The 26,995-nt window shown below is 71.0% G+C and carries 22 protein-coding genes; 13 read left to right on the forward strand and 9 right to left on the reverse strand.

The window, feature by feature from the left end:
- Positions 1 to 6: 6 nt before the first annotated feature.
- Positions 7 to 690 (reverse strand): hypothetical protein, encoded by a 684-nt coding sequence (locus ACPPVX_RS12215; protein ID WP_426570832.1) that lies wholly within the window; start codon positions 688 to 690, stop codon positions 7 to 9.
- Positions 691 to 806: 116 nt separating this feature from the next.
- Between ACPPVX_RS12215 and ACPPVX_RS12220 the strand changes: the two genes are divergently transcribed.
- Together ACPPVX_RS12220 and dcd are read left to right on the forward strand one after the other, a co-directional pair.
- On the forward strand, positions 807 to 1,697 hold the full coding sequence (locus tag ACPPVX_RS12220; RefSeq protein WP_426570833.1) for an alpha/beta fold hydrolase: 891 nt from the start codon (positions 807 to 809) through the stop codon (positions 1,695 to 1,697).
- Between the two features lie 145 nt (positions 1,698 to 1,842).
- Entirely contained in the window at positions 1,843 to 2,418 is a 576-nt protein-coding gene (gene dcd, locus ACPPVX_RS12225; RefSeq protein ID WP_426570834.1) for a dCTP deaminase, read from the forward strand.
- A 28-nt stretch (positions 2,419 to 2,446) separates the two neighbouring features.
- Here the strand turns inward: dcd and ACPPVX_RS12230 are convergent, their stop codons facing one another.
- From ACPPVX_RS12230 to ACPPVX_RS12255, 6 genes are all read right to left on the reverse strand, one after another.
- The gene (locus ACPPVX_RS12230) at positions 2,447 to 3,520 is read right to left on the reverse strand and encodes a CPBP family glutamic-type intramembrane protease (RefSeq protein ID WP_426570835.1); all 1,074 of its coding nucleotides are present in this window, start codon (positions 3,518 to 3,520) and stop codon (positions 2,447 to 2,449) included.
- Positions 3,517 to 4,446, reverse strand: a complete 930-nt coding sequence (locus ACPPVX_RS12235) for a DUF1385 domain-containing protein (RefSeq protein WP_426570836.1) — start codon at positions 4,444 to 4,446, stop codon at positions 3,517 to 3,519. The genes ACPPVX_RS12230 and ACPPVX_RS12235 overlap by 4 nt, the downstream gene beginning before the upstream one ends.
- A gap of 189 nt (positions 4,447 to 4,635) precedes the next feature.
- Positions 4,636 to 5,067 carry a hypothetical protein gene (locus ACPPVX_RS12240; protein ID WP_426570837.1) on the reverse strand — a complete coding sequence of 144 codons (432 nt, stop codon included), beginning with the start codon at positions 5,065 to 5,067 and terminating at the stop codon, positions 4,636 to 4,638.
- Between the two features lie 2 nt (positions 5,068 to 5,069).
- Positions 5,070 to 7,292, reverse strand: a complete 2,223-nt coding sequence (locus tag ACPPVX_RS12245) for a (Fe-S)-binding protein (RefSeq protein ID WP_426570838.1) — start codon at positions 7,290 to 7,292, stop codon at positions 5,070 to 5,072.
- A 90-nt stretch (positions 7,293 to 7,382) separates the two neighbouring features.
- Positions 7,383 to 7,802: a cyclic nucleotide-binding domain-containing protein gene (locus ACPPVX_RS12250; protein WP_426570839.1), complete on the reverse strand. Its 420-nt coding sequence runs from the start codon at positions 7,800 to 7,802 to the stop codon at positions 7,383 to 7,385.
- Between the two features lie 85 nt (positions 7,803 to 7,887).
- Positions 7,888 to 8,661, reverse strand: a complete 774-nt coding sequence (locus ACPPVX_RS12255; protein ID WP_426570840.1) for a phosphoglyceromutase — start codon at positions 8,659 to 8,661, stop codon at positions 7,888 to 7,890.
- Between the two features lie 162 nt (positions 8,662 to 8,823).
- Here ACPPVX_RS12255 and ACPPVX_RS12260 point away from each other — a divergent pair, with 162 nt between their 5' ends.
- On the forward strand, positions 8,824 to 11,034 hold the full coding sequence (locus tag ACPPVX_RS12260; RefSeq protein WP_426570841.1) for an acyltransferase family protein: 2,211 nt from the start codon (positions 8,824 to 8,826) through the stop codon (positions 11,032 to 11,034).
- Here ACPPVX_RS12260 and ACPPVX_RS12265 read toward each other — a convergent pair whose 3' ends face one another.
- Positions 11,035 to 11,847: an acyl-CoA thioesterase gene (locus ACPPVX_RS12265; protein ID WP_426570842.1), complete on the reverse strand. Its 813-nt coding sequence runs from the start codon at positions 11,845 to 11,847 to the stop codon at positions 11,035 to 11,037.
- 193 nt (positions 11,848 to 12,040) lie between these two features.
- Between ACPPVX_RS12265 and dnaK the strand changes: the two genes are divergently transcribed.
- The 4 genes from dnaK to ACPPVX_RS12285 are packed head-to-tail and all read left to right on the forward strand — an operon-like array spanning position 12,041 to position 16,030.
- On the forward strand, positions 12,041 to 13,891 hold the full coding sequence (dnaK, locus tag ACPPVX_RS12270) for a molecular chaperone DnaK (protein WP_426570843.1): 1,851 nt from the start codon (positions 12,041 to 12,043) through the stop codon (positions 13,889 to 13,891).
- Positions 13,891 to 14,475: a nucleotide exchange factor GrpE gene (locus ACPPVX_RS12275; RefSeq protein WP_426570844.1), complete on the forward strand. Its 585-nt coding sequence runs from the start codon at positions 13,891 to 13,893 to the stop codon at positions 14,473 to 14,475. Before dnaK ends, ACPPVX_RS12275 begins: the two co-directional genes overlap by 1 nt.
- Positions 14,476 to 14,483: 8 nt before the next feature.
- Positions 14,484 to 15,650 (forward strand): molecular chaperone DnaJ, encoded by a 1,167-nt coding sequence (gene dnaJ / locus ACPPVX_RS12280; protein ID WP_426570845.1) that lies wholly within the window; start codon positions 14,484 to 14,486, stop codon positions 15,648 to 15,650.
- Positions 15,647 to 16,030 carry a heat shock protein transcriptional repressor HspR gene (locus ACPPVX_RS12285; RefSeq protein WP_426570846.1) on the forward strand — a complete coding sequence of 128 codons (384 nt, stop codon included), beginning with the start codon at positions 15,647 to 15,649 and terminating at the stop codon, positions 16,028 to 16,030. Before dnaJ ends, ACPPVX_RS12285 begins: the two co-directional genes overlap by 4 nt.
- Positions 16,031 to 16,057: 27 nt before the next feature.
- Here ACPPVX_RS12285 and ACPPVX_RS12290 read toward each other — a convergent pair whose 3' ends face one another.
- Positions 16,058 to 16,792 carry a hypothetical protein gene (locus ACPPVX_RS12290; RefSeq protein ID WP_426570847.1) on the reverse strand — a complete coding sequence of 245 codons (735 nt, stop codon included), beginning with the start codon at positions 16,790 to 16,792 and terminating at the stop codon, positions 16,058 to 16,060.
- 179 nt (positions 16,793 to 16,971) lie between these two features.
- Between ACPPVX_RS12290 and ACPPVX_RS12295 the strand changes: the two genes are divergently transcribed.
- The 6 genes from ACPPVX_RS12295 (at position 16,972) to ACPPVX_RS12320 (ending at position 26,735) form a co-directional block, all read left to right on the forward strand.
- Positions 16,972 to 17,790, forward strand: coding sequence for a hypothetical protein (locus ACPPVX_RS12295; RefSeq protein ID WP_426570848.1), 819 nt, complete (start codon positions 16,972 to 16,974; stop codon positions 17,788 to 17,790).
- Entirely contained in the window at positions 17,787 to 19,538 is a 1,752-nt protein-coding gene (locus ACPPVX_RS12300; RefSeq protein WP_426570849.1) for a hypothetical protein, read from the forward strand. Before ACPPVX_RS12295 ends, ACPPVX_RS12300 begins: the two co-directional genes overlap by 4 nt.
- Positions 19,513 to 20,163, forward strand: coding sequence for a hypothetical protein (locus tag ACPPVX_RS12305; protein WP_426570850.1), 651 nt, complete (start codon positions 19,513 to 19,515; stop codon positions 20,161 to 20,163). Before ACPPVX_RS12300 ends, ACPPVX_RS12305 begins: the two co-directional genes overlap by 26 nt.
- A gap of 128 nt (positions 20,164 to 20,291) precedes the next feature.
- Positions 20,292 to 22,241: a hypothetical protein gene (locus ACPPVX_RS12310; RefSeq protein ID WP_426570851.1), complete on the forward strand. Its 1,950-nt coding sequence runs from the start codon at positions 20,292 to 20,294 to the stop codon at positions 22,239 to 22,241.
- 61 nt (positions 22,242 to 22,302) lie between these two features.
- Positions 22,303 to 24,789 (forward strand): ATP-dependent Clp protease ATP-binding subunit, encoded by a 2,487-nt coding sequence (locus ACPPVX_RS12315; protein ID WP_426570852.1) that lies wholly within the window; start codon positions 22,303 to 22,305, stop codon positions 24,787 to 24,789.
- Between the two features lie 107 nt (positions 24,790 to 24,896).
- Positions 24,897 to 26,735 (forward strand): DUF4214 domain-containing protein, encoded by a 1,839-nt coding sequence (locus ACPPVX_RS12320; protein ID WP_426570853.1) that lies wholly within the window; start codon positions 24,897 to 24,899, stop codon positions 26,733 to 26,735.
- The last annotated feature ends 260 nt before the right edge of the window (positions 26,736 to 26,995 follow it).

Here is a 26,995-nt window from a genome sequence, read left to right on the forward strand (position 1 = left end):
AGGTCCTCACTCGTCGACGTCGTAGGACTTCGCCTTCTCCAGGCGAGCGGCGGCGCTCTTCGCCAGCTCGATCGCCCGGGCCTGGTCGTGGGAGGTGGTGGTGACGAGGACGCGGCCGCGGCGCTGCTGGATCAGCGTGCTCGTGGTGGGGTTGCCGTGCACGATGGTGGTGACCGTCGTGGCGACGTGATCGTCGGCCAGACCGTCGAGCTCGGCCTCGTCGATCGGGAAGGCGTCGGCGGCGGCACCGGCGACGGCCGGGTGGTCACCGCAGTGGATCAGCACGTCGCGCAGCACGTTGAGGTGCGAGGCCGCGTTGAACGGATGGTCGATGATGTCGACCCGGCTCGACGCCACCGGCGCGTCGCCGGCGTCGGTGATCGCGACCTCGTCGATGACCCGGGCGTTCCACCCAGGCAGGCGCGAGCCGGCACACGCTTCGAGCAGCAGCGAGTGGGCGGCCCGTTCGGTGGGCCCCAGCGCGTGGGTCGACTCGCCGCCGCGCAGGTCGTCGCGGACCAGCACCAGGTTGCCGGCGAACTTCCGCTCCGGGGCGTACTGGCCCACGCCCGCGCCCAAGCCGCTGCTGCCATCACCCGTCGAGCACGCTCCCACCACCAGCGCCAGCAGGGCGCCGAGCGCCAGGGTGACCACCGCCCGCCCGCTCCAACCGCCCGTCGTCCTCCGCACCGGGACAGCGTACGCGTCGCTCGCGGGCGTGGACCCGGCTGCCACCGAACGAGCGGTGGAGGGCTCTGCGGCCGAGCCTGGTCACGGGGTGGGTGGCGTGGTGGCAGGCTGGCGCGATGGGGGATGTGATCGCACCGCGCTTGGAGGGGACCGTCGGCATCGGTGGCGGCCGCCGCCTGGGGTTCGCCGAGTTCGGCCCGCCCGACGGCCGGGCCGTCGTGTGGCTCCACGGCACACCGGGTGCGCGCCGCCAGATCCCCCAGGAGGCACGGGCCTTCGCCGAGGCCAACGGCGTCCGCATCGTCGGCATCGACCGGCCCGGCATCGGATCGTCAACACCGCACCTCTACCGCCGGATGCTCGACTTCGCCGTCGACCTCGAAGCGGTCGCCGACGAGATCGGCCTCGACGAGCTGATCGTGATCGGCCTGTCAGGAGGCGGCCCCTACGCCTTGGCCGCCGGCCACGCCCTGCCCGATCGGGTCCGGACGATCGGGGTCCTCGGCGGTGTGGCGCCCACGGTCGGGCCCGACGCCATCGACGGCGGGCTGGTCTCGGTCGGCCGTCACCTCGAACCGCTCATCCGGGTCGGCCGCGTCCCCATCGGCATCGGGCTGACCGGCATGATCCGCCTGTTGAAGCCGTTGGCGCCACCCGCGCTCGACCTGTTCGCCAAGGTCTCGCCGTCGGGCGACCGGGCCCTGCTCGAGCGGCCCGAGTTCAAGGCCATGTTCCTCGACGACCTGCTGAACGGGAGCCGCAAGCAGATCTCCGCTCCGCTGGCCGACGTGCTGCTGTTCTGCCGCCCCTGGGGCTTCGAGCTGGCCGACGTGAAGGTCCCGGTGCATTGGTGGCACGGCGACGCCGACCACATCATCCCGTTCGAGCACGGCGTCCACTGCGTGACCCGGCTGCCCGACGCGGAGCTGCACGTCCTCCCCGGCGAGAGCCACCTCGGCGGCCTCGGCGCCGGTGAGGAGATCCTCGTCACCCTCCTCGACATCTGACCCCAGACCGAACTTGTTGCACGGAGTGCTGCATGGAGCACTGGCTGCAACAAGTTCGGATGGAGGCGGTGGTGAGGTGGTGGTTGCGGAGCCGGTCGGGGTGTCCCGCCCGGGCCGGGCCGCCGACCGTCTACCCTCCGGTCCCGTGATCCTCTCCGACCGCAGCATCCGCGAGGCCCTGGCCGAAGGCCGCATCGAGATCGACCCGCTCGACGAGTCGTGCATCCAGCCCTCGTCGGTCGATCTGACCATCGACCGCTACTTCCGGGTGTTCCGCAACCACACCACGCCGATCATCGACGTGAAGGAGAACCTCGAGGAGCTCACCGAGCTGGTGGAGATCCGCGACGAGCCGGAGTCCCGGTTCATGCTCCACCCTGGCGAGTTCGTCCTGGGCTCCACGGCCGAGCGCATCAAGCTCCCCACCGACCTGGTCGGGCGCCTCGAGGGCAAGTCGAGCCTCGGTCGCCTCGGCCTGCTGATCCACTCCACCGCCGGCTTCATCGACGCCGGCTGGGACGGCCACGTCACCCTCGAGCTCAGCAACATCGCCACGCTGCCCATCACGCTGTACCCGGGCATGAAGATCGGCCAGATCAGCTTCTTGCGGATGACCACCCCGGCTGACGTGCCCTACGGCTCCGCGGCGGTGGGCTCCAAGTACCAGGGCCAGCGCGGTCCCACCCCCTCCCGCTACTGGGAGAACTTCCAGGACGACTGAGGGGGCGCCGCCGCACCCGGTCCGGCGCTTACGTCAGCTCGTGGTGGAGGCGGCCCTCGTCGGCCGCCGGGTCGTCGGGCAGGTCGACCACCGGCACGTCGCGAGGCCGGACCATGTCGGCGTGGACCGGGAGGTAGCGGCCGTCGGCCAGCTCCACCAGGGCGGGCTGCCCGTCGCGGAGGTCGATGGCGGTGACGGCCAGGCCGGTCTGGGTGTCGACCAGGCCGCCGTCGTCGCCGACGGTGATGCGGGCCGGACGGCCCCAGGCCAGCACCAGGAGGCACAGCACGGTGGCCAGGCCCAGAGAGCGGGCATCGGCCGGCATGGCGTTGCGGAAGACCAGGACCGCGAGCAGGTTCGAGATGGCGTGCCCGACGGCCATGGGCAGGACCGACCCGGAGCGGTAGACGATGAACGCCGACAGGCCGGCGAACGCGGCGAACGGGAGGAACCCGGCGGCGCCGCGCATCTGCTCGAGGTGGCCGGGCAGGAGGCAGAACGCGATGCCGGCACCGACGAGCCCGGCGATGCGAGCAGCGTTGGGGCGCACGTTGCCCAGGCGCAGCGCGGCGGCGATGACCGCAGGGATGGCCAGCCGGTAGACCAGCTCCTCGTCGAGCGCCGCGAAGATCAGGGTGGGCACCAGCTCGAGGCGGCCGGACCGCCAGAAGAGGTAGGCCAGCACGGGGATCATCACGGCGGCGACGATCCAGAAGACGATGGCGGCCCGGCGGACCGACGACCGGCCCAGCAGGCGCGATCCGCACGCCAGCCCGAGGGCCAGGGCCGGGATGAGCGAAGCCGACAGCTCGAGGCCGCCCATCGGGATGGTGGGGATGCGGCCGGTGAAGCTGAGGAGCTCGGTGAGCGTGGTGATCCCGGCGAGCGCCAGCACCAGCGTGCGGCGGGTGCTGAGGCGCTCGAACCGCGGCGCCTGGGCGGCAGCGGTGTCGGCGGGGTCGGTGGACGGCACGGCCTCGGGGACCGCCACCTCGTCGTCGACCTCGTCTCGCGGCACCACGAGGGGTGCGACCACGGCGATGATCTCGGCCATTGCGACCGCGTCGACCCGGGTGCTGCGATCGGTGGCGGGCGCGGTCACCGGGCCACCTCGACGGCACCGAGCGGTGCAGTGGTGACGGCGGCGGCGAGCGGCTCGGCGGCCAACGTGGCCTCGAGGGCGGCGACGGCCACCTCGATCATGTCGTCGGTGGGCTCGGCGGTGGTGATGCCCTGCAGCCACGACCCGGGGGCCATGATCAGCCGCCCGATCAGCTGGTGCTGGTGGCGGCCGGCGAAGCGGATGGCCTCGTAGGCGATGCCGGCCACCAGGGGGAGGCCGAGGATGCGCCCGACCACCAGGACCTGCCAGCTCTGGTGGCCCATGAAGGCGTGCACGAACATCGTGGTGATCACGACCACGAGCAGGAACGCCGTGCCGCAGCGCGGGTGGCGGCGGCTGAACGTGCGGATGTGCTCGGGCGTGAGGCTGACCCGGTGCTCGAAGGCGTGGATCGTCATGTGCTCGGCGCCGTGGTAGGCGAACACCCGCTGGACCTGCGGCGAGCGGCCGAGCAGGAACAGGTAGCCGACCAGGATGCCGAGGCGGATGAGGCCCTCGCTCAGCGGGAAGGTGATCGTGCCGTCGATGCCCGCCAGCTTCACCAGCACGGCGGGCAGCAGGCCGAAGACCCCGACGACCGCGATGATGGCGATGGCCACCGTGGCGAACAGGCCCTTGCGGGTGTAGCCGTCGCCCCGCTCGTCGCCGCGCTCCTGGGCGGCCCAGACGGTGGCCTTGGTTCCGAGGGCGGCGGTCTCGCCGAGCGCCATGACGCCCCGGACCAGGGGCAGCGTGCGCCACTTGTTCAGGCTGGCGGGCAGGATCCGGCTGGTGGTGCCGATCGATCCGTCCTGGCGCCGCACCGCGGCGCCCCAGGACTGGCCCCGCCGCATCATGACGCCCTCGGGCAGCGCTTGGCCGCCGATGGGTCCGACGCTGGTGTCGATCGCTTGGGCTCGAGGCATTTCCGTGTCCCCTTCGTCCCGACCACGGAGAGCAGTCGGCTTCGGAACCGAATACTACGCACAGTGACTGATCTTGTCTAGGCCGAATGACCTATGCACGGAGCGCACCGCCGAGGCTACCCAGCGTGACGGCCGCTTCGTGTCGGGTCGTGGGCCCGAGCCCGATCGGGATCCGACCGCGCCGGGTGGTCAGGCGCTGAGGGCTTGGACCTGGGCGGCCCGGATGGCGGCCCGGGCATCGTTGGTGCGGCCCAGCACGTCGGCCAGGGTGGCCTGGAGCTCCTCGGCCTTGAACGGCCGGGTGAGCACGGCATCGGCGCCGGCCTGCCACGCGAGCAGGGAGTTGGCCGGGCCCGTGCTGATGACCACCGCCCGAGCGTCGCTGCCCCGGGGATGGCCCTCGCTGCGCAGGTTGCGGAGCTGGTCGACGTTGGCGGCGCCCAGATCGAGCAGCACCGCGTCGGCCGAGGCGCTGTTGACGGCGCTCGACACCTGGGTGGCGTCGGTGACCCGCACGGACTCGTGGCCGCCCGCTTCGATCACCCGCGCCAAGACCTCGCAGACGGTCTCGTCGGCGTTGGCCACCACGACGGTGACCCTGCTCCCGGCGCCGTCGGTCAAGGTCAGTCCTCGAGCGTTTCCAGCACGCCGCCGACGCCGCGGGCTTCGCCGGCCTCGATGGCTTCGAGCAGGTGCATGGCGATGTCGGCGACCTGGACGTCGTCGCCCTTGCCCAGGCCCTTCACGCCGTCGTCGATCATGATGTAGCAGAAGGGGCAGGCGGTGGCGACGCGCTCGGCGCCCGTGTTGAGCAGCTGCTCGGAGCGGGCGTCGTTCACCTTCGTGCCGATGGTCTCCTCCATCCACATGCGGGCGCCGCCGGCGCCGCAGCACATGCCCTTGGTGCCGTTGGCCGAGGCCTCGACGATCTCGATCCCGGCCAGGTTGCCGATCACGTTGCGGGGCGCCATGTAGACGTCGTTGTGGCGGCCGAGGTAGCAGGAGTCGTGGTAGACGATCCGCTCCTCGAGCTTGGCCTCGCTGAGGTCGAGCTTGCCCTGGTCGATGAGCCACTCGAGGAACTGGCTGTGGTGCACCACCTCGTAGTTGCCGCCGAGCTGCGGGTACTCGTTCATCAGCGTGTTGAAGCAGTGCGGGCACTGCGTGATGATCTTCTTCACGCCCATGCCGTTCATCATCTCGATGTTCTGCGTGGCGAGCATCTGGAAGATGTACTCGTTGCCGGCGCGGCGGGCGGAGTCTCCGGTGCAGTTCTCCGACGGGCCCAAGATGGCGAAGTCGATGTCGGCGCGCTGCATGAGCTTGGCCATGGCCTGGGTGACCTTCTGGTTCTTGTCGTCGAACGAGCCGGCGCAGCCCACCCAGTACAGGAACTCGTGGTCGAACGCTTCGGAGCCGTCGACGATCGGCACGTCGTCGACCTTGGCGGTCCACGCCGCCCGGTCGGACTGGCTCATGCCCCAGGGGTTGCCCTGGTTCTCCATGCCGGTGAAGGCGGAGCCGAGCTCGGTGGGGAAGTTGGCCTCCATCAGCGTCAGGTAGCGGCGCATGTCGAGGATCTTGTCGAGGATCTCGATGTTGACGGGGCAGATCTCGTCGCACGCCTTGCAGCTGGTGCAGGCCCAGACCTCGTCGGGCGTGATGCGGTCGAACACCGAGTTCGACTCGATGATGATGTCGGGGACGGTGCTGATGGGCGGCGACACCTTGGGGGTGCCGGAGGCGGCCATGACCTCGCCGACCTTGAGCACGATCTCCCGGGGGTCGAGCGGCTTGCCGGTGGCGTGGGCGGGGCAGACGCTGGTGCACCGGCCGCACATGGTGCAGGCGTCGGTGTCGAGCAGCTGCTTCCAGGTGAACTCCTCGACCGTGGAGGCGCCGAAGCTCTCGAGCTCGGTCTCCATGAGGTTCGGCATGGGCCGCATGGCGCCCTTGGGGCGCTCCTTGTCCTTGAGGTACATGTTCAGCGGCGACGTGAACATGTGGCGCATCATCGTGACCGGCAGGATGATCAGGAAGACCACGAAGGCGCCGACGTGGATGCCCCAGAGGGCCTGGTGCAGGCCGTGGAGGCTGCCGTAGCCGTTGATGGCGAGGGCGATCGGGTAGCCGATGAACGACCACTTCTCGAAGGCCGGCGTGCCTTCGGCGGCGATGCGGACGCCTTCGGTGACGAGGCCCGTGACACCGAGCACGAACAGCGTGCCGAGGCCCAGGGCGTGGTCGGCCTTGGTCTTGATGCGGATGCGGTACGGCCGGATGACGTAGCGGCGGACGATGGCCCAGCCGACGCCGATGCACAGCAAGATTCCGGCCAGGTCACCGACGAACGAGTACGCCTGGTACGTGGTGCCGTGCAGGAACTTCATGCTCTCGGGCACCTGGTGGTTGATCTCCAGCACCGTGGTGACGGCGAGCAGGACCAGGAAGGGGAAGTAGATGAGGCTGTGCATGAGGCCCGCGGCCGGGTCTCGCAGCAGCGTCTGCATGTAGACGCCCGAGCGGTAGCTCTCGGCGCGGTTCTTGGCGTTCTTGGTGGTGGTGGCCCGGCGGTCCGGGGCGCCCCGCTCCCAGTTCTTCACCCGGTTCGAGAACATCACCGCGCCGTAGATGATGACGATCGGGATGACGATGTAGAACGCCAGCTTCACCGGCGACGGGATGTTGAAGAAGACCTCGCGGCCGATGGGCGACGTGTCGTGCCACTTCGTGAACAGCGGGACGATGCCCGATATGGCCGTGAACGCGGCGACCAGCACCCCCAGTCCGATGACGAGGTGGTGCGGCTTGATCCGCTTGTCTGCAGTGGTCTCTTCAGTTGCCATAGCGAGGCCAAACGTACTCGCGACGTTGGGACCCCACCGATTTCCGCGGCGGGCTGGTGCGCAGGTGGGAGGGGCTGCGTGCCGGGGGCCTCAGCCGTAGATCTGGCGGTCGAGCTCTCGCACCCGTGCGGCGAGCTGGCCGAGCAGCTTCTGGGCCAGGCCGGGGACCTCTTCGATGACCCCGGCGAACTCCCGCGCGCTGAGCACGAGGGCGGTCAGCTCGGTGTCGGCGGTGACCGTGGCGGTGCGCGGCCCGTGGTCGAGCAGGGCCAGCTCACCGATGGAGTCGCCGGCCTTGAGGGTGCCGACCTTGCGCCCGTTGCGCTTCACCGTGGCGGTGCCGTCGACGATGAGGAACGCTTCGCGGCCGGCATCGCCCTGGTCGACCAGCACGTGGCCCGGCGCGACGGTGATCTCGTTGGAGGCCTTGGCGATCCGCCCCAGGTCGCGCTTCGACAGCGCGGAGAACAACGGGATCTCGGCGAGGTGTTCCAGGTGCTTGGGTGCCATGGCTGCGAAGCATACGGACGCGGCGCGGCGCGTGCTGGAGACCTTGCCTGGTCAGTTGGTGCGGACCGGCGGTGGAGGCGAAGCGTCAGGCGTTGGGCGAGGCCTGCGCCTGGCGGGCGACGGCTTCGGCGGCGGCCTTGATCGCTTCGGGGTCGCCGAGTGCGCGCTCGAGGGCGGGCTTGGCCTCGACCGGGCGGGCGTCGTCGCCCAGCTCGTACACCAGCGGGACGCCGGTGGGGATGTCGAGGCCGGCGATGTCGGCGTCGGCGATCCGGTCGAGGTGCTTCACGAGCGCCCGGAGGCTGTTCCCGTGGGCGGCCACCAGGACGGTGCCGCCGCCGGCGAGGTCGGGGACGATCGAGTCGAACCAGTAGGGGAGCATGCGGTCGACCACATCGGCGAGGCACTCCGACTGCGGCAGCACGTCGGGTGGCAGCGAGGCGTAGCGGCGGTCGGCGTTGGGGTCGAAGGCGTTGTCGGCGGCGGTGGGCGGCGGCGGGGTGTCGTAGCTGCGGCGCCACACCTTCACCTGGTCCTCGCCGTACTGGGCGGTGGCCTCGGCCTTGTTGCGGCCGGTGAGGTCGCCGTAGTGGCGCTCGTTGAGCCGCCAGTGGCGCTTGACCGGCAGCCACAGGAGGCCCATCGAGTCGAGGGCCAGGTTGGCGGTGCGGATGGCCCGGGTCTGCAGCGAGGTGTGCACGACGTCGGGCACCAGCCCGGCCTCGGCCATGAGCGTGCCGGCGGCGGCGGCCTCGTCGCGCCCCTTGTCGGACAGGTCGGCGTCCCACCACCCGGTGAAGAGGTTCTCGGCGTTCCAGGTGCTCTGCCCGTGGCGCAGCAGGATGAGGGTCGACGTCATGGCGGAGACCGTATCGGCGGGCCCGCGATCGCTCCGAACGCGGTCGATCGCGGATCGGTATGGTTCCCGCCGATGTCGACAGACGTGGCAGAGGCAGAGGCACCGGTTCCGCCGGGGCCGGCCGAAGCGAGCGACCGGGACCAGGCACCGCGGATGGCGCGCGTGCCCGCGCTCGATGGGCTCCGGGGCCTGGCGGTGGTGGCCGTGCTCCTTTTCCACGCGGGCTACCTCGACGGCGGCTGGCTCGGTGTCGACCTGTTCTTCGTCCTGTCGGGCTACCTCATCACCTCGCTCCTGCTGATCGAGCACAAGCAGGAGGGCGCGATCGGGCTGGCGTCGTTCTGGGGACGCCGGGCCCGACGGCTCCTGCCGGCCCTGCTCGTCCTGGTGGCGGCGGTCTCCCTGTACGCCTGGTTCGAGGTGGCCCGGATCGACCTCGGCCGGGTGCGCTCCGATGGGTTGGCGACGCTGTTCTTCGTCGCCAACTGGCACGACATCGCCAACGGGGTCAGCTACTGGGATCGCGGGCTGGCCCCGTCGATGTTCGCCCACACCTGGAGCCTCGCGGTGGAGGAGCAGCTGTACCTGGTCTGGCCGATCGCGGTGGCGTTCGTCCTGCGTGGGCGGCGGGCCCGGCCGGCGGCGACCGTGGCCCGCTGGGCGCTGATCGCGGCCGCGGCGTCGGCGGCGCTCGCCATCGGCCTGCGCGCCGGTGGTGCGTCCGTGGAGCGCATCTACCTCGGGACCGACACGCGGGCGGTGGCCGTGGCGCTGGGCGCGTTCGTGGCCGGTTGGCGCCGGACCCGGCGCCGGTCCGATGCCTTCGCCCGGCGCACGGAGTCGATCGGCATCGGCGCCGCGGCGGTGCTGGCGGTGGCGTGGTGGGGGCTCGACGGGACCGCCTCGTTCACCTACTGGGGCGGGCTGCTCGGCGCCTCGGTCCTGGCGGCCGTCCTGGTGGCCGCGGCGGCCGACGTGCGCAGCACCCGGATGGCCGGCGTGCTCGGCGTGGCCCCGCTGCGGGCGCTCGGGATCATCAGCTACGGCCTCTACCTCTGGCACTGGCCGATCTACGTCGCCTGCTCCCCGCAGCACACCGGGCTGCGGGGCCCGGCGCTGCTGGCGTTTCGGCTGGGGCTGTCGCTGGCGGCGGCCACGGCGTCGTGGTTCCTCGTCGAGCGCCCGATCCGCCACCGCCGACCCGCCGGCTGGTGGGAGGGGCGGCGCGGCGCGGGCCTGGCGGTGGCGGGGATGGCCCTCGCGGTGGTCGCCCTCTTCGTGGCGACGAGCGCGGCCATCTCGGTGCCGACCCAGGAGCTGGGGTCCGGGGTGGTGCGGCCGAAGGCGGTGATCGCCGGCGCGCCCGAGGTCGTGGTGCTCGGCGACTCGGTGGCCGCGAGCATCGCGGCGCCCGCGGTGGCCGACCCGAGGGCCTACGGCCTCGACGTGGTCCGGTCGACGGTGCTCGGCTGCCAGGCCGTGTGGGACGGTGCCCACCGGGCCCGGGGCACCGAGAAGGACATCAGCCTCCCGGCCGCCTGCCCCGCCGGTGTCGGTGCCCTCGTGGCCCGGGAGCGCCCCGACGCCGTGCTCGTGCTCTACGGCGGCTGGACCAACGCCGACCTGGAGGTGGCGGGCCGGTGGGTCGGTGCGTGCGATGCCTCGTACCAGCACCTGCTCCGCACGCGGTTCGCGGCCCTGCTCGCCGACGCCCGCATCAGCGGTGCCCCCGTGTTCGTGGCCGATGCTCCCCGCTCGACGAATACCTTCCGCCAGGCCGACACGTGGGACCGCACGGCGTGCACCAACGCGGTGATGGCCTCGGTGGCCTCGGCCACGCCTGGGGTGAAGACCATCGACCTCGACGGATGGCTCTGCCCGGGCGGCACCTGCAAGGAGCAGGTCGACGGCGTGCCGATCCGGTCTGACGGCGTCCACTTCCAGGGCCCCGGCGGCACCGCGGCGTCGAAGTGGATCTTCGGCGAGGTGGCCCGGCGGGCGGGCCTCCACCGTCCGGCGCTCGACGCGTCGGCCGAGTCGACGACCCGGGCCCGGGCGCTGGGCACGGTGTGCCGGTCCTACGAGCGGCTCCTGGAGCTCACGGACACCCGGCTCGCCGAGGTGGCGAGGTCCGCCCCGGAGCGCCGTGCGGTGGAAGCAGGGGTGCGCCGCCTCGACCCGAAGACGCTCGCGGCGCTCGACCCGGCCATGGCCGACGACCTCTCGGCGCTGGCCGACCCGGTGTTCCAGGCGTGGGTCCACGAGACGCTGGTGGGGCTCACCCAGGGCCACCTGCCCAACCCGGGCTCGCTCCCGCAGGGGGTGCACGACGGGCTCGACCGGGGCCTGGCCCGGCTCAAGGCCACCTGCTGATCAGCGCTTGCGGTTGGCCCGCAGCAGCACCTCTTGGCTCACCGAGGCGACGTGGATGCCCTCCTCGGTGAACACGTGGCCGACCGTGAGGCCGCGCGAGGCGATGATCCCGTGGCAGATCATCCCGGTGAGGTGCCACTCCTCGGCGCGGACGGGCCGGTGGAACCACATGGCGTGGTCGAGGCTGTAGGCGACGAACGGGTGGTCCTCGGGGCGGGCGTCGGGGCCGGGCCGGTCGGGGTGCAGGGCGGCGACGGCATCGGTGGGGTAATCGTCGGACATGTAGGCCAGCGCGCACGCGTGCAGGACCGGGTCGTCGCCCAGGTCGGCGTTGATCTTGAGCCAGCCGCGCGAGCGGCCGGCGAGCTCGGTGACCGGCACCGTGGCGCGGTCGAACATCGACGACCACGAGTCCTGGACCAGCTCGGACGGGGCGGGCGCCTCGGGCAGCTCGGCGGTCTGCACCTCGGGTGCGTCCTCGTCGATCTGGAACGACGCCGACATGGACAAGATGGCGCCGACCGCCTGGCGGGCGGTGACGGTGCGGGTGATGAACGACCGTCCGTTGCGCACGCGGTCGACCTCGTAGCGGACCGGCTCGGACGCGTCGCCGCGGCGGATGAAGTAGGCGTGCAGCGAGTGCACCCGGTACTCGGGCTCCACGGTGTGCGCGGCGGCGCGCAGCGCCTGGGCCACGATCTGGCCGCCGTAGAGGCCGCCCCACGGGTAGCGCGGCCCGGTGCCCACCCACACGTCGGGGCCGTGGGGCTCGAGCGTGAGCATGGCCGCGAAGTCCGTGGTCGGGTCACCCATGCGGGTCATGGTGCCACGCGCCCGCTGCTCACCACGAGGCCGGCGCCCCGGCCCCCGCCGCGGAGCCGCCCCAAGGCCCCTGGTCAGGGCTGAGGCGGGGCTTCCGGATTGCCTGTCGCTCAAGTTGATAATCACGCACTCAACTTTTATACTGGCTTCAGTTCATCGATCTCAGCACACAGGAGAGGCACCCATGCCCAAGGCCGTCGGCATCGATCTCGGCACCACCAACTCGGTCGTCAGCGTCTTGGAGGCCGGCGACCCCATCGTGATCCCCAACGCAGAGGGATCGCGCACCACGCCGTCCGTCGTGGCGTTCGCCAAGAACGGCGAGGTGCTCGTCGGCGAGGTCGCCAAGCGCCAGGCGATCACCAACCCCGATCGCACCATCCGGTCCGTGAAGCGCCACATGGGCACCAACTGGACCATCGACATCGACGGCAAGGCGTACACCTCGCAGGAGATCTCGGCCCGCACGCTCATGAAGCTCAAGCGCGACGCCGAGGCGTACCTGGGCGACACCGTCACCCAGGCCGTCATCACCGTCCCCGCGTACTTCGACGACGCCCAGCGCACCGCCACCAAGGAGGCGGGCACCATCGCCGGCCTCGAGGTGCTCCGGATCATCAACGAGCCCACCGCGGCGGCGCTCGCCTACGGCCTCGACAAGGAAGGCCAGGAGCAGACCATCCTCGTGTTCGACCTCGGCGGCGGCACGTTCGACGTGTCGGTCCTCGAGATCGCCGACGGCGTGTTCGAGGTCAAGAGCACCCACGGCGACACCCAGCTGGGTGGCGACGACTGGGACCAGAAGGTCATCGACTGGCTGGTCGACGGCTTCAAGGGCGACCACGGCGTCGACCTGTCCAAGGACAACATGGCGCTCCAGCGGCTCAAGGAAGCGGCCGAGAAGGCCAAGATCGAGCTGTCCCAGGTGCAGAGCACGCAGATCAACCTGCCGTTCATCACCGCCACCGACGCCGGCCCGCTCCACCTCGACATAAACCTGAGCCGGGCCAAGTTCCAGGATCTCACCGCCGATCTCCTCGACCGCACCCGCAAGCCGTTCGAGCAGGCCATCAAGGACGCCGGCCTCACCCAGGGCCAGATCGACCACGTGGTCCTCGTCGGCGGCTCCACCCGCATGCCCGCCGTCGCCGAGCTCGTGCTCGAGATGACCGGCTCCGAGCCCAACAAGTCGGTGAACCCCGATGAGGTGGTCGCCATCGGCGCTGCCGTCCAGGCCGGCGTGCTCAAGGGCGAGGTCAAGGACATCCTCCTGCTCGACGTCACCCCGCTGTCGCTCGGCATCGAGACCAAGGGCGGCGTGATGCACAAGCTCATCGAGCGCAACACCACCATCCCCACCAAGCGCACCGAGACGTACACCACCGCCGACGACATGCAGTCGCAGGTGGAGATCCACGTCCTGCAGGGCGAGCGCGACATGGCCCAGTTCAACAAGACCCTGGGCAAGTTCAAGCTCGTCGACCTGCCGCCCGCGCCCCGTGGCGTGCCGCAGATCGAGGTCACCTTCGACATCGACGCCAACGGCATCGTCCACGTGTCCGCCAAGGACAAGGGCACCGGCAAGGAGCAGAGCATGACCATCACCGGTCAGTCCTCGCTCAACAAGGACCAGATCGACCAGATGGTCAAGGACGCCGAGGCCCACGCCGAGGAGGACCGGGTCCGCAAGGAAGAGGCCGATATCCGCAACCAGGCCGACACCCTCGTGTACCAGACCGACAAGCTGCTCAAGGAGCAGGGCGACAAGGTCACCGGCACCGAGAAGGACGCCCTGGAGGCGGCGCTGGCCACCCTCAAGACGGCCAACGACGGCACCGACATCGAGGCCATGAAGTCGGCCATCGAAGAGGTGTCCACCACCTCGCAGGCCTTCGCCCAGAAGCTCTACGAGAACACCGCCACCGAGAACGCCGGCCAGTACGACCAGGGCGATGCCGGCAGCGCCGGCGCCACCGGTGCCGACGATGACGACGTCGTCGACGCCGAGGTCATCGACGAGGACGGCGAAGCCTGATGAGCGACCAGCACGACGTCGAGGCCGAGGAGGCCGTCGCGCCTCCCGGCCCCGACGACCCCGTTGACGAGGTCGAAGACGACGCCGGGGACGCGCCCGTCGCGTCCGAGGCCGACGTCGAGCCCGAGCTCGACGAGGCCACGTCGGTCGAGGAGCTGATCGCTCTGCTCGAGGCCACCGCCGCCGAGCGCGACCAGTACCTCGACCTCGCCCGCCGCACCCAGGCCGAGTTCGAGAACCACCGCAAGCGCGCGGCCAAGCAGCTCGACGACGAGGTGACCCGCAAGGTCGCCGAGCTCGTCGAGCAGCTCCTGCCCGTGCTCGACGCGTGCGACGGCGCCGTGCTCCACGGCGCCACCGAGGTCGAGCCCATCTTCGCCGCGCTCCTCCAGGCGCTCGGCAAGCGCGGGCTCGAGCGCATCGACCCGTTGGGTCACGACTTCGACCCCACGTGGCACGAGGCCGTCATGCACGAGCCCGGCGACGAGGGCCAGGAGTCCACGGTGGTCTCCGACGTGATGCGCGCCGGCTACGCCTGGCAGGGCCGCGTGATCCGCCCGGCCATGGTGAAGGTCAAGGGCTGAGCCGTCCCGTGAGCCCGCCGCGCGAGTGGTTCGAGAAGAACTACTACGAGGTCCTTGGCGTCGCCGAGAAGGCCGACGCCAAGGACATCACGCGCGCGTACCGGAAGCTGGCTCGCGAGTTCCACCCCGATGCCAACCCCGGTGATGCCTCTGCCGAGGAGCGCTTCAAGGAGATCTCGTCGGCCTACGACGTGATCGGCGACACCGAGAAGCGCAAGGAGTACGACGAGGTCCGCGCCCTCGGCCCCATGGGGGGCTTCGGTGGCGGTCCCGGCCCGGGCGGCTTCGGCCAGGGCGCCCCCGGCGGCTTCACCTTCGACATGGGCGGTGGCGGCATCGGCGACGTCCTCGGCAACCTGTTCGGCGGTGGGGGCGGTCGCAGCCCCGGCCGCTCGCGAGCTACCGGGCCCATCCGCGGCTCCGACCTCGAGGCCGAGCTCCACCTCGACTTCACCGACGCCGTCGCCGGCCTGTCCACGTCGCTGCACCTCGTGAGCGACGCGGTGTGCAACACGTGCACCGGATCGGGCGCCGAGCCCGGCACCTCGCCGGTGCGCTGCCCCACGTGCGCCGGTCGCGGGGTCGTCGACGACAACCAGGGCATGTTCGCCATGTCGCGCCCGTGCCCCAACTGCGGCGGTCGGGGCGTGATCATCGAGCACCCGTGCCACACCTGCCACGGCGCCGGCGTCGAGCGCCGGCCGCGCGAGATCAAGGTCCGCATCCCGGCCGGCGTGAGCGACGGGCAGCGCATCCGTCTCAAGGGGCGGGGCGATCCCGGGCGCCAGGGCGGCCAGCCCGGCGACCTGTTCGTCACCTGCAGGGTCGAGCCGCACCCGGTGTTCAGCATGGACGGCAAGAACCTGCGCGTCACCGTGCCCATCACGTTCCCCGAGGCCGCGCTCGGCGCCGACATCCAGGTGCCCACCATCGACGGCTCAGGCGTCAAGGTCCGCATCCCCGCGGGCACCCGGCCCGGCCGCACCTTCCGCGTCAAGGGCCGAGGCGTCCCCACCGGCAAGGGCACCGGCGACCTCCTGGTCGGCGTGGAGGTGGCCGTTCCCGCCAAACTGTCCGATGACGAGCGCGCCGCCATCGAGGCGCTCGCCGCTGCTGCAACGGAATCCCCGCGCCACCACCTGTTCACCCCGTCCCCCGAGGGAGGAAGCACGTGAGCCGCTCCCCGAACCACGCCGTCTACATCATCTCCGTCGCCGCCGAGCTGGCAGGCGTGCACCCGCAGACCCTGCGGATCTACGAGCGCAAGGGCCTCGTCGACCCCGCCCGCACCCAGGGCGGCAGCCGCCGCTACAGCGACGCCGACATCGATCTGCTCAAGCGGATCCAAGACCTCACCAACGCCGGGCTCAACCTGGCCGGCGTCGAACGGGTGCTGGAGCTCGAGGCCGAGGTCCGCGGCCTGCGCGCCGAGCTCGACCGCACCCGCGAGGCGGCCCACGAGGCCGTCGAAGAGGTGGAGCGCCGCAACCGCTACGAGCTGGTGCCCGTGCACCAGTCGGTCGTGCTCTTCGAGGGCAAGCGCCGCCGCCGCTGATCGGAGCTCGACGTCCGGTTCGGCCGTTCAGCCGGCGGGCTCGGGCTCCCGGTTCGCGTCGAAGGGGGTGGCCACGATCGCTCCGTTGCGACCGAGGTGCACCAGCTTCGGGTCGATCGGGCTCCCGTCCGTGAGCAGCGCGAAGTGCAGCGCCTTCTGCGTGCACCCAGCGCTGAAGTCGATCCCCTCGGCCGTGGTGCCGGGCCGCACGGTGAAGGTGAGGTCGTTCGTGCCGGGCACGGTGGCGGCATCCACCCGCGTCGGGTCGGGCACTGGCAGCAGGTTGGGCTGGACCGTGCCGGTGATGGTGCCCGTCACGGTGCCGGGCCCGTCGCCGATCGCCCGCACGTGCCAGCCGGTGAAGTCGCTCCAGATGTAGACGCCGTCGCTCATCTCGGTGGCCTCGAAGTTGTAGGCGGCGTCCCAGTCGCCGCACTTCACGATGGCGCCGGGGGGCACGGTGGTGGGCACGAGCGTGGGCGTCACGGTCGTGGCGGCGGTGTCGGTGCTGGTGGCCACCACGCCATCGAGGTGGGGGCGGAGCGACAGGGCCCGGCCCACCGACCGCTCCTTGGGAGACGAGGAGCCGCCCCGAACCACGAGCCCCACGGCAGCGGCGGCGATGAGGAGGAACACCACGCCGATCAAGATCCGCGCGGTGCGGCCGCCCCCGCTGGAGCTGCCGTCGCCGGCCTCGGGGCTGCCATCGTCGACCTGGTGGGGCGTCCAGATGGAATCGGGATCTTCGGTCGGCGCGCCCATGAGGCGTGGTCCTCTTCCGGTCGGGCGGCAGGGTCCGACCGGATGCTAGCGACACCATGCGCGCCGACCCGTCGTGCCGGCGGCCGAGCGCCGCGGTGCGCCCGAGCCGGTGACCAGGTGCGTGGTACTGTCCGCTGCCGGTGGACCTGGCCCCCCGTGCGACCAAGAGGAGCCCCGACGTGTCCGACGATGAGGCGAACGACCCCGGCGAGCCCGAAGACCCAGGGACCGGCGACCCGACCGGTGGTGCTGAGGCCCCAGGGCGGATGGGGGGATCCGCAGCCGCGGCCGAGGCGGCTCAGGGACCCGATCCCGACGACGACGAAGACCTGTGGGGCTCGAGCGACCCGGACCGGCGCCCCGTCGACCGGCGCCTGATCTACGCGGCCATCGGCGTCGTCGCTGTCATCGCCCTGGCGTTCGTGCTCTTCGGTGGCAACGACGGCTCCTCCGACGGCACCGATGCGGCCAGCGGCACCAAGACCTCGAACGGCGAGGGCGCCGTCACCCAGCTCACCTCCCAGGTGGCGCCGTACAACGCCCAGAACATCACGCCCAGCACCCTGCCGGCCGGCGCGGTGTCCACCGGGTGCGGAGACTGGGACTCGGCCTTCAACTTCCCGCCGAAGGAAGTGGCCGACGGCGTCTACATCTGGAGCGACTTCCAGGGCTGGCACGTGCGCCTGGCCGGCACCGCCGTGAGCTCGCTGCGCGGCTCGGTCACGGGCCAGTACGTTCCTGCGCTGCAGAGCCCGACCACCGCCCAGGGTGTCAAGGTCACGAAGGATGATCTGGGCAAGGCCCTCAAGTTCGACCTCGTGGCGGGCGAGAAGCCCGTGGGCTTCGACTTCTCGGCAGGGTGCAGGCAGAAGGAGCTCACCTTCGACCTCACCTCCAACGGCACCTCGGTCGCGCCCGAGACGATCCACCTGGGCTCTCGTGGCGTGGTGAAGGAGTTCCCGCTGGTGGCCCGGCGGACGCTCCCCGTACCCGGATGACCGAGCCCACGACGACGAAGCGGCGCGCGTGGGCCCTCCCCAGCGCTTCCCGGGTCCTGCCCTACGCGATGCCGGCGGTGGTGGCCGCGGTGTTCGGCGCGATGGCGTGGGCCCACCGGTGGCTCCACGAGGACGGCCTGATCAACATCCGGGTGGTCCAGAACCTGGTGGCCGGCCGCGGGCCGGTGTACAACGCCGGCGAGCGCATCGAGGCGTTCACCAGCCCGGTCCAGGTGGCGTTCCTCGCCCTCGGCCGGATCCTCACGTTCGGACTGGTGCCCATCGAGACGGTCGTCTTCGTGGTGGGGGTCGGGTGCTCGGTCGTCGGGCTGTGGCTGGTGATGGCGGGGGCGATGCACCTCTGGGGTGCCGATGTGCCCGGCCGCCTCACCGTGCCCGTCGGGGCGATCGCGTTCGTCGCGGTGCCCCTCACGTGGGACTTCGCCACCTCGGGCCACGAGGGCTCGGTGGGCTACCTCTGGATCGGTGCGTGCTTCTACGGCATGGCCCGGCGCGTGCGCGAGCAGCGCGTGGGCTTGGCGCCGCCCGTCGATCGACCGCACTGGCTCCTCGTGGTCCTGGGCTCCGGGGCGCTGGTCCGACCTGAGTTCGCGATGTACACGTTCTCGTTCCTCGCCGTGTGGCTGATCCTCCACCGTGGTGCGAACGGCTCGCGGCTGCGGGCCCTGACCTGGGCCGTGGGCCCCACCATCGGGTACCAGATCTTCCGGATGGGCTACTACGGCCTCGTCTTGCCCAACACCGCGCTGGCCAAGCTCGGGGGTCCGCTCGGCTCGAAGGAGGGGTGGCACTTCCTGGCCTCGTTCATCGCCCCGTTCGTGCTGTGGCTGCCGCTGCTGCTGCTCGCCGCGCTCCTCATCGCCCTGCTGGTCGACGCCGATGCCCGTCAGCGCCTGCTCGTCGCCGCGTTCGTGGTGCCAGCCCTGGTCAACATCGCCTACCTGGTGTCGATCGGTGGCGACTACGTGAACGGGCGGCTGCTGGTGGTACCGCTGCTCACGTTGGTCGCGCCCATCGCGGTCGTCGGCACGGATCGGTTCACCGGCGCCAGCTACCACCTGCGTCCCGTCTTCGTGGGTGCCACCGCGGTCCTGCTGCTGTGGGCGAGCGCCAGCGCCACCACCATGCGGCCGCCGTATCGCGTGACGTCGAGCGACTTCCTCGATGCTCGGTTCGACGCCCGAGAGCTGGCCGTGCGCAAGTGGGTCGGCGAGCCGCCCACCCGCGTGAGCGACTACGAGCACTCCTTCCTCGCCGGTCCCGTCAAGCCCCTGATCCTGCAGTACGCCGCGGCCGGTGGCGATCTGATGATCGTCGACGACCCGTTCAACGGGCAGACGGTGCAGCTCCGCAAGGGACAGGGCCCAGTCGTGGCCAGCACCACGATCGGTGCGCTGGGCGTCGTGGCGGGCATCGATGTCCGCATCATCGATCGGCTGGCGCTGGCCGATCCGATCGCCAGCCACATGCCGGCCGACGGGGTCACGGCCGGTCACCTGCGCAAGTTGCCGCTGGCATGGGTGTACGCCCGGATGGGGCTGCTGGCCGACCCTCCCTCCGCGGCCGCGGCGAAGGCCCAGACCTGCGGCGCGTTGGCCCAGATCCTGTCCGACACCTCCGATCCGATGACGCCCAAGCGGTTCGTGACCAACTTCTTCCACGCTCCCGCCAACACCCGGGTCACCGTGCCCAAGGATCCTGATGCAGCCGTCGCCAAGTTCTGCTGACGAGCAGGCCGAGATGGTCTCCGAGGCCCCGGTCGCGGCGGACGACGCGTTCCGAGTGCGCCGCGTGGACACCCTGCGGCGGCGTCGTGCGTCCCGTGGACGCTGGGGATGGCGCGCCTGGGTGATGGGCGCGCTCCTGCTGCTGGTCGCCACCCTGGTGACGGTGTCGCGCTCCCAACCGAACGACCACTTGGAGCGGCTGGCGAACGCGCCGAAGATGGTGGCGGCGGCCGGCCCCCGACAGGGCGGCACGGGGTGCGTGGGGTGGCCGCTGAGCCTCACCCCCACCGAGAGGCCGGCGACGCGGGCGGGTGCGGTGACCCTGTGGGGCGATCGGGACGCATTCCACCTGCACAACGCCACCTCGGGCAAGGTCACGATCGACGTCGTCCCGCAGGGGGCGCCAGGAGCGACCAACGTGGGCCAGACGGTCGTGGTCGCGGACCGCCTTCGCCTCGCGGTCCCGCCCGCTGCCGAAGCCACGTTCACCCTCGCCTGCGGGGCCACGGGCATGCTCGTGTCGGGCACCGATGCGGCGGGGTCCCCGCTCGGGGCCGATGCGTTCCAGATGGGCACCGGACCGGCCTCGGCGCCGCTGCAGCTCACCAAGGCCCGGCAGTCGTGAGCGCGCCCACGCCCGCCCGCCGGAGCGGCCCGGCCTCGGCCGAGGCCCGACGCCCAGCCAACCGACCCTCCGGGAACCGTCGTCGCCCCGCCCAGCAGCGGAACCCTGTCCGTGCCTGGGCCCAGCGGATGGTCCACCCGGGTCCGCTGCGACGGTCCCCGGCCGGGCCGCTCCACGACCAGCGGTGGGACCGCATCATCATCGCGATCGCCGCTGCTGTCCCCCTGCTGATCGGCGTCCTGGCCGCCTCGTCCGGATGGCGCGCCACGGGCGACAACGCCCTCATCGGCGTCCGGGTGAGCGATCTCCTGCACGGCCACCTGCTCACGTCGGGCCTGCCCACCACGGGCGAGAACTTCGGCAGCGGGATCCTGTCCAACCACCCGGGGCCGCTGCCGTTCTACGTCTTGGCGCCGTTCCAGTGGCTCTACGGGATCGATGCCGGTCTGGCCCTCGGCGCCGCGGCCATCAACGGGGCCGCCTGGGCGATCGCTGTCTGGGTCATGGTCCGCCGCCACGGCCTGATCGCTGGGGTGCTCACCCTGGGGGTCTACGGCGCGCTTGCCTTCGGGCTGGGCGCCCACGTGCTCTACGACCCGGTGAGCTCCAACATCGCGGCGTTCGCATCCCTCACCCTCGTCCTCGTGGCCGCTGAGGTCATCGCCGGCGATTGGAAGCTGCTGCCGGTGTTCGTGATCGTCGGGTCGTTCGTGATCCAGGCGCACCTCACGTACGTCGCGCTCGGCATTCCGCTCGTGGCGGTCGTCGCCGGCGCGCTGGTGGTGGCGCTCGTGCGGCGCGACGAGGTCCCGGCTCGTTCGCTCATCGCATCGGCGGTCATCGGGGTCGTGGTCTGGGCACCGGTCATGTGGGACCAGTTCTTCGGGACCGGCAACATCTCGAGCATCGTCCGGACGTTCAGCGACGGCAACGCCGCCGGGAAGGGCGTCGGGTTCGCGGCCAGCCGCGTGATGCACGCGCTGGCTCCTGTGCCGATGTTCGCCCGTCCCAGCGGCAAGCTGGGCAACCTCTCCTTCCTGGATGCCCCCGGAGGAGTTCGCACCGCGCTGGGTGTCGCGGTCCTCGTCGCGTTCGGTGCGGCCATAGCGCACCTCTACCGGACCCGCTCGGCGTACCTCACGCTCGCTGGCATCGCCGTGCTGGTGCTGCTGGCCTCGGTGTACAGCGCCAGCAAGCTGCCTCCGCCGTCCACCGTGAAGGCGGCCAACCTCCGATGGATGTGGACGGGCGGGGCCCTGATCTGGCTGGTGCTCCTGCTCACGGTGGCCGAGTTGGCCACCCGTCGGTGGCGGGCGCCCGACATCCTCGTGGTGGTGAGCGTGATCGCCGCGCTCGGTGTGCTCGCCGGCGTGTCGTCGTACTGGACGGTCGACATCCGCGACCAGCCCGTCTTCGCCACCGTCGACACCATCCGCTCGAAGGTGGCCGATGCCACCGAGCCGGGCACGTTCATCGTGAAGTACCAGGGCGAGGATGCCCTTCTCGCCGTCGGTCCGCCCATCGTGGCCGATCTCATCGACCGTGGGTACGACATCCGTACGAGCCTCGGTCCGTTCGACCGGGCCTACGGGGATCACGTGGTCTCGGGTCGGCTCCCGGCCAAGACCCCGGCCCTGATCATCGCGACCGCGCCGGATGGCTCTCCCGAGCTCGCCCAGCTCGAGGCCGATCGGGCCCACGACCAGCTGATCGCGTCGGCGTCCTACGACCCGAAGACGGGTGGACCTCGGGTGGCGGTGCGCGTGTACGTGGCGGGTGTCCAGGCGTCCTGCGACACGCTGGTTCGCCTGGGCAAGGAGATCGTCGACCCCAACGGCACCCGACCGAAGGCCGACGTGCTCGATGAGCTGTCGACCTTCGCGTCGAGCCACGTCAGCAGCGTCGCTCCGCTGCTGAGCCGATCCCAGCTCGCGACGCTCAAGACGGCCATCGACCGGATCGATGAGGTCAAGCAGCAGGCGACCGAGAACCCCGACCTCGACCTGCTCAAAACCGACCCCGAGACCCTCAAGGAGATCAACGCCGGCATCGCGGTCATCCTCGACTTGTGCATGTGAGCGCCGGAAAGTTGAGTGCCTCACCATCAAGTTTTGTGCTTTGAGCCGATAGACTGCTTCCATGGCACTCGATCCCAACCGCTGGACGCTCAAGACGCAGGAGGCCTTCAACGCGGCCATCGGCCGCGCCGCGGCCGACAGCAACCCCGAGGTCACCCCCGACCACCTCCTGGTGGCGCTGCTGGGGCAGAGCGAAGGCGTGGTCCTGCCGATCCTCGAGAAGGTGGGCGCCTCGCCGGCCAGCCTGCGCAACCGCGCCGAGGAGGAGCTCGCCCGGCTTCCCAAGGCCTACGGCGGGGCCGAGGCCCGGCTGTCGCGCGCGCTCAACAACGTGGTGGAGCTGGCCGACGCCCAGCGCGCCGAGCTCCACGACGAGTACCTGTCCACCGAGCACCTCCTGCTCGCCCTGTCGGGCCAGCTCGACCTCGATCGGGAGCAGCTGCTCAGCGCGCTGCAGACCGTCCGAGGCAGCCACCGGGTCACCAGCCAGAACCCCGAGGAGCAGTACCAGGCCCTCCAGAAGTACGGGCGAGACCTCACCGAGGCCGCCCGCCAGGGCAAGCTCGATCCGGTCATCGGGCGTGACGAGGAGATCCGCCGCACCATCCAGGTCCTGAGCCGGCGCACCAAGAACAACCCGGTGCTGATCGGCGAGCCCGGCGTCGGCAAGACCGCCATCGTCGAGGGCCTCGCCCGCCGCATCGTCGAGGGCGACGTGCCCGAGGGCCTGAAGAACAAGCGGGTCATCAGCCTCGACCTCACCGGCATGGTGGCCGGGGCCAAGTACCGCGGCGAGTTCGAGGAGCGGCTCAAGGCCGTGCTCAAGGAGATCACCGACGCCCAGGGCGAGGTCATCACCTTCATCGACGAGCTCCACACCATCGTCGGCGCTGGCAAGGCCGAGGGGGCCAGCGACGCCGGGCAGATGATCAAGCCCATGCTGGCGCGCGGCGAGCTGCGCATGATCGGCGCCACCACGCTCGACGAGTACCGCAAGTTCATCGAGGCCGACGCCGCGCTCGAGCGCCGCTTCCAGCAGGTGCTGGTGGGCCAGCCGTCCGTCGAGGACACCATCGCCATCCTGCGCGGCCTGAAGGAGCGCTACGAGGTCCACCACGGCGTGCGCATCCAGGACGCCGCGCTGGTCGCCGCGGCCGTGCTCTCCGACCGCTACATCACCGCGCGCTTCCTGCCCGACAAGGCCATCGACCTGATCGATGAGGCCGGCTCGAAGCTGCGCATCGAGATCGACTCCCTGCCCACCGAGATCGACGTGGTGGAGCGCCGCATCCGCCAGCTCGAGATCGAGCGGGTGGCGCTGGCCAAGGAGCAGGACGCCATCTCCGTCGAGCGCCTCGCCGCGCTCGACAAGGAGCTGGCCGACCTCCAGGAGCAGTCGCTGTCGATGAAGGCGCACTGGCAGGGCGAGAAGGACGCCATCACGCAGATCCGCGAGCTCAAGGAGCAGCTCGAGGCCAAGCGCATCGAGATCGAGCGCGAAGCAGACCTCGAGAAGGCCGCCGAGATCCGCTACGGGCAGATCCCCGAGCTGGAGCGCCAGGTCGACGTGGCCACGGCGCGCCTCGCCGAGCTCCAAGCCACCCAGCAGATGCTGAAGGAGGAGGTCGACGAGGAAGACGTGGCCGAGGTCGTGTCCAAGTGGACCGGTGTCCCCGTCACCCGCCTCATGGAGGGCGAGCTCCAGAAGCTCGTCCGCATGGAAGACGTGCTCCACGAGCGGGTCATCGGCCAGGACGAGGCCGTGGTCGCGGTGGCCAACGCCATCCGTCGCAGCCGTGCCGGCCTCTCCGACCCCAACCGCCCCATCGGCTCGTTCCTGTTCCTCGGCCCCACCGGCGTGGGCAAGACCGAGCTGGCCCGCACCCTGGCCGACTTCCTCTTCGACGACGAGCGGGCCATGGTCCGCATCGACATGAGCGAGTACATGGAGAAGCACGCGGTGTCGCGCCTGGTCGGTGCGCCCCCTGGCTACGTGGGCTACGACCAGGGCGGTCAGCTCACCGAGGCGGTGCGGCGCCGGCCCTACTCCGTGATCCTCCTCGACGAGATCGAGAAGGCCCACCCCGACGTGTTCAACATCCTCCTGCAGGTGCTCGACGACGGCCGCCTCACCGACGGTCAAGGTCGCACGGTCGACTTCACCAACGTGGTGCTGATCATGACGTCGAACCTGCCGGGCGATCCGCTGACGCTGTTCAAGCCCGAGTTCGTCAACCGCATCGACGAGATCGTCCGCTTCCGGTCGCTCACCACCGACGACCTGTCGCAGATCGTCGAGATCCAGCTGGCGGGCCTGCGCCAGCGGCTCGCCGCCCGCCGCATCGACCTGGTGGTCACGCCCGACGCCGAGGCCTCGTTGGCCCGCAACGGGTTCGACGCCGCCTTCGGCGCCCGGCCGCTCAAGCGGGTGATCCAGCGCGAGATCGGCGACGTCCTCGCCCTCAAGCTGCTCGACGGCACCGTGACCGACGGCGACACGGTCACCGTCGAAGCGGGCGACGACGGCGTCGTCACGCTGAGCGTCTGACTCGATCCGAGCGATGGCTCGGATTTCGCCTTGCGCCTGCCGCGCGAGGAGGTCACACTGCCTCGGACCGTGCGCAGACGGCGCGTGGCGGAGCTTTTGGGGGATGGATGATCGAGGTACCGACGCGCGGCGTCACCCGGCGGACCGGAGGGGTGGCCCTGGCAGCGGCCCTGCTCATGGGCGTGCTGGTCAGCGTGATGGGCGCAACGCCCGCCAGCGCAGCCAGCACGGCCACCGTCAAGAACACGGCCGCCATCACCACGCCCGACTCAGGTCAGGCCGGGCTCTACCCCTCGCCGATCACGGTCTCGGGCCTCGGCACCAGCATCCTCAGCATGAAGGTGGTCCTGCGGGGCGCCAACCACGGCTGCACCAAGGACCTCGACGTGCTCCTCGTGGGCCCCGACGGCACCAAGACGACGCTCATGTCCGACAACGGCGCGCCGGCGATCGAGTTCAACGGGTGCACCAACCTGACGAAGGACTCCATCACCTTCGACGACGCCTGCCCCGACTTCGCCAACGGCATGCCGTCGGGCGCCGACATCTGCGTCCGTCCGTCCGACAACGATGCGCTCGGGCACCAGGGCGACAGCTGGCCCGGCGTGGGTGACAGCTTCCCCGCCCTCAACCTCTCGAGCTTCAACGGCAAGGACCCCAACGGCGTCTGGAAGCTCTACGTGGTCGATGACGCGTCGGGCGACTCCGGCGGCTTCAACGGTGGCTGGGAGCTCCAGCTCAACACCAGCAACAGCCCGCCGGTCGCCGAGCCCCAGGTCATCACCGCCTACAAGGGCACGTCGGTCCCCGTGACCCTCACCGGCACCGACCCCGACGGCGACCCGCTCACCTGCACCGTGCCCGCCACCACCAGCCAGGCCAAGGGCACCATCGGCGGCACCGGGTGCGACCGCACCTTCACCGCCGGCGCCCGCACCTCGGGCACCGACTCGTTCGCCTTCCGGGTCAACGACGACAACGGGGCCAAGAGCGCCAACGCATCCGTGGTGTTCAACATCACCAACCGGCCGCCCGCGGCCAACGTGATCAACGTGACCGTCGGTCGCAACGACCGCCAGGCGATCACCCTCGGCGGCACCGACCCCGACGCCGGTGAGGGCCTGGCCCTCACGTGTGCCCCCACGCTGGGCAACACCACGCTCGGCAAGGTCACCGGCTCGGGCTGCAACGTCACCTACGCCGCCAACAACGTCAACGGCCCCGACTCGTTCGCCTACTCGGTGAGCGACGGCTTCGGCGGGCTGACCACCGGCACGGTGAACGTGACGGTCGCCGACCCCACGCTGCCCGGCTGCTCGCCCAGCGACAGCAAGAACGCCCGCTACATCTGCCGGGTCTACCTCGACCTCCTCGGTCGGGCGGCCGATCCCAGCGGCAAGGCGTACTGGCTCAACCGGGTCGACTCGGGCGAGAGCCGCGTCGTGATCATCCGCAAGTACCAGACGACGCCGGAGTACGGCCGCCGCGTGGTCGACGGGATCTACCAGACGTTCCTGCAGCGGATCCCCGACAAGTCCGGCCAGACCTTCTGGGCGAACAAGATCCGCAAGGGGTCCAACCCCGACCAGATCCGCGCCGAGGTGATCGGCTCCAGCGAGTACTTCACCAAGTCGGGCTCGTCCCCCGCCGGGTTCGCCGCCGCGCTGTACCAGCAGGTCACCCGGATCGCGGCCACGCAGGTCCAGATCAACTCGGTCGTGTCGCAGATCGCGGCCGGCAAGGCCCGCGGCACCATCGCCACCACCCTGCTGGCCACGCCGGCCGCCGACACGGCGACCGTCCAGGGCATGTACGAGCGCTACCTGCGCCGCACGCCCCCCTCCAGCGAGGTCACCTACTGGGTGAACAAGCTGCAGGCGGGCACCACGGAGCTCAAGATCGTCGAGGCCACCGTCTCGTCGAACGAGTACTTCAACCGCTCGTAGCCCGAGCGGTCCACCGCATCCGCTGACCCGGCTCCCGGTGTCGGGCGGCCCCCTCGGGGCCCGTCCGCACCGGGAGCCGGCGCGTTGGGGGGAGGTGGATGCCCGGTTCGGAGGGGCAGGGGTCCGTACGCTGGGAGCCGCCCCCCGGTCCGGTCGTGCTCGGCTGCACCGGGCATCCCCTGCCTGGAGCTCCCCCGAATGCCCGACGCCTCGCCGCCCCCTCGGGGACCACGCCGTCCACCCCGGCCGAGCGACGGCGC

The organism is Aquihabitans sp. McL0605, from assembly GCF_049993875.1.
GTDB lineage: Bacteria > Actinomycetota > Acidimicrobiia > Acidimicrobiales > Iamiaceae > Aquihabitans.

Bases quoted from the DNA above. Each gene is read 5' to 3' on its own strand.
- ACPPVX_RS12220 (WP_426570833.1), top strand. From the start codon at position 807: ATGGGGGATGTGATCGCACCGCGCTTGGAGGGGACCGTCGGCATCGGT.
- ACPPVX_RS12235 (WP_426570836.1), bottom strand. From the start codon at position 4,446: ATGCCTCGAGCCCAAGCGATCGACACCAGCGTCGGACCCATCGGCGGC.
- ACPPVX_RS12245 (WP_426570838.1), bottom strand. From the start codon at position 7,292: ATGGCAACTGAAGAGACCACTGCAGACAAGCGGATCAAGCCGCACCAC.
- ACPPVX_RS12250 (WP_426570839.1), bottom strand. From the start codon at position 7,802: ATGGCACCCAAGCACCTGGAACACCTCGCCGAGATCCCGTTGTTCTCC.
- ACPPVX_RS12255 (WP_426570840.1), bottom strand. From the start codon at position 8,661: ATGACGTCGACCCTCATCCTGCTGCGCCACGGGCAGAGCACCTGGAAC.
- ACPPVX_RS12265 (WP_426570842.1), bottom strand. From the start codon at position 11,847: ATGGGTGACCCGACCACGGACTTCGCGGCCATGCTCACGCTCGAGCCC.
- dnaK (WP_426570843.1), top strand. From the start codon at position 12,041: ATGCCCAAGGCCGTCGGCATCGATCTCGGCACCACCAACTCGGTCGTC.
- ACPPVX_RS12275 (WP_426570844.1), top strand. From the start codon at position 13,891: ATGAGCGACCAGCACGACGTCGAGGCCGAGGAGGCCGTCGCGCCTCCC.
- ACPPVX_RS12290 (WP_426570847.1), bottom strand. From the start codon at position 16,792: ATGGGCGCGCCGACCGAAGATCCCGATTCCATCTGGACGCCCCACCAG.
- ACPPVX_RS12300 (WP_426570849.1), top strand. From the start codon at position 17,787: ATGACCGAGCCCACGACGACGAAGCGGCGCGCGTGGGCCCTCCCCAGC.
- ACPPVX_RS12305 (WP_426570850.1), top strand. From the start codon at position 19,513: ATGCAGCCGTCGCCAAGTTCTGCTGACGAGCAGGCCGAGATGGTCTCC.
- ACPPVX_RS12310 (WP_426570851.1), top strand. From the start codon at position 20,292: ATGGTCCACCCGGGTCCGCTGCGACGGTCCCCGGCCGGGCCGCTCCAC.
- ACPPVX_RS12315 (WP_426570852.1), top strand. From the start codon at position 22,303: ATGGCACTCGATCCCAACCGCTGGACGCTCAAGACGCAGGAGGCCTTC.
- ACPPVX_RS12320 (WP_426570853.1), top strand. From the start codon at position 24,897: ATGATCGAGGTACCGACGCGCGGCGTCACCCGGCGGACCGGAGGGGTG.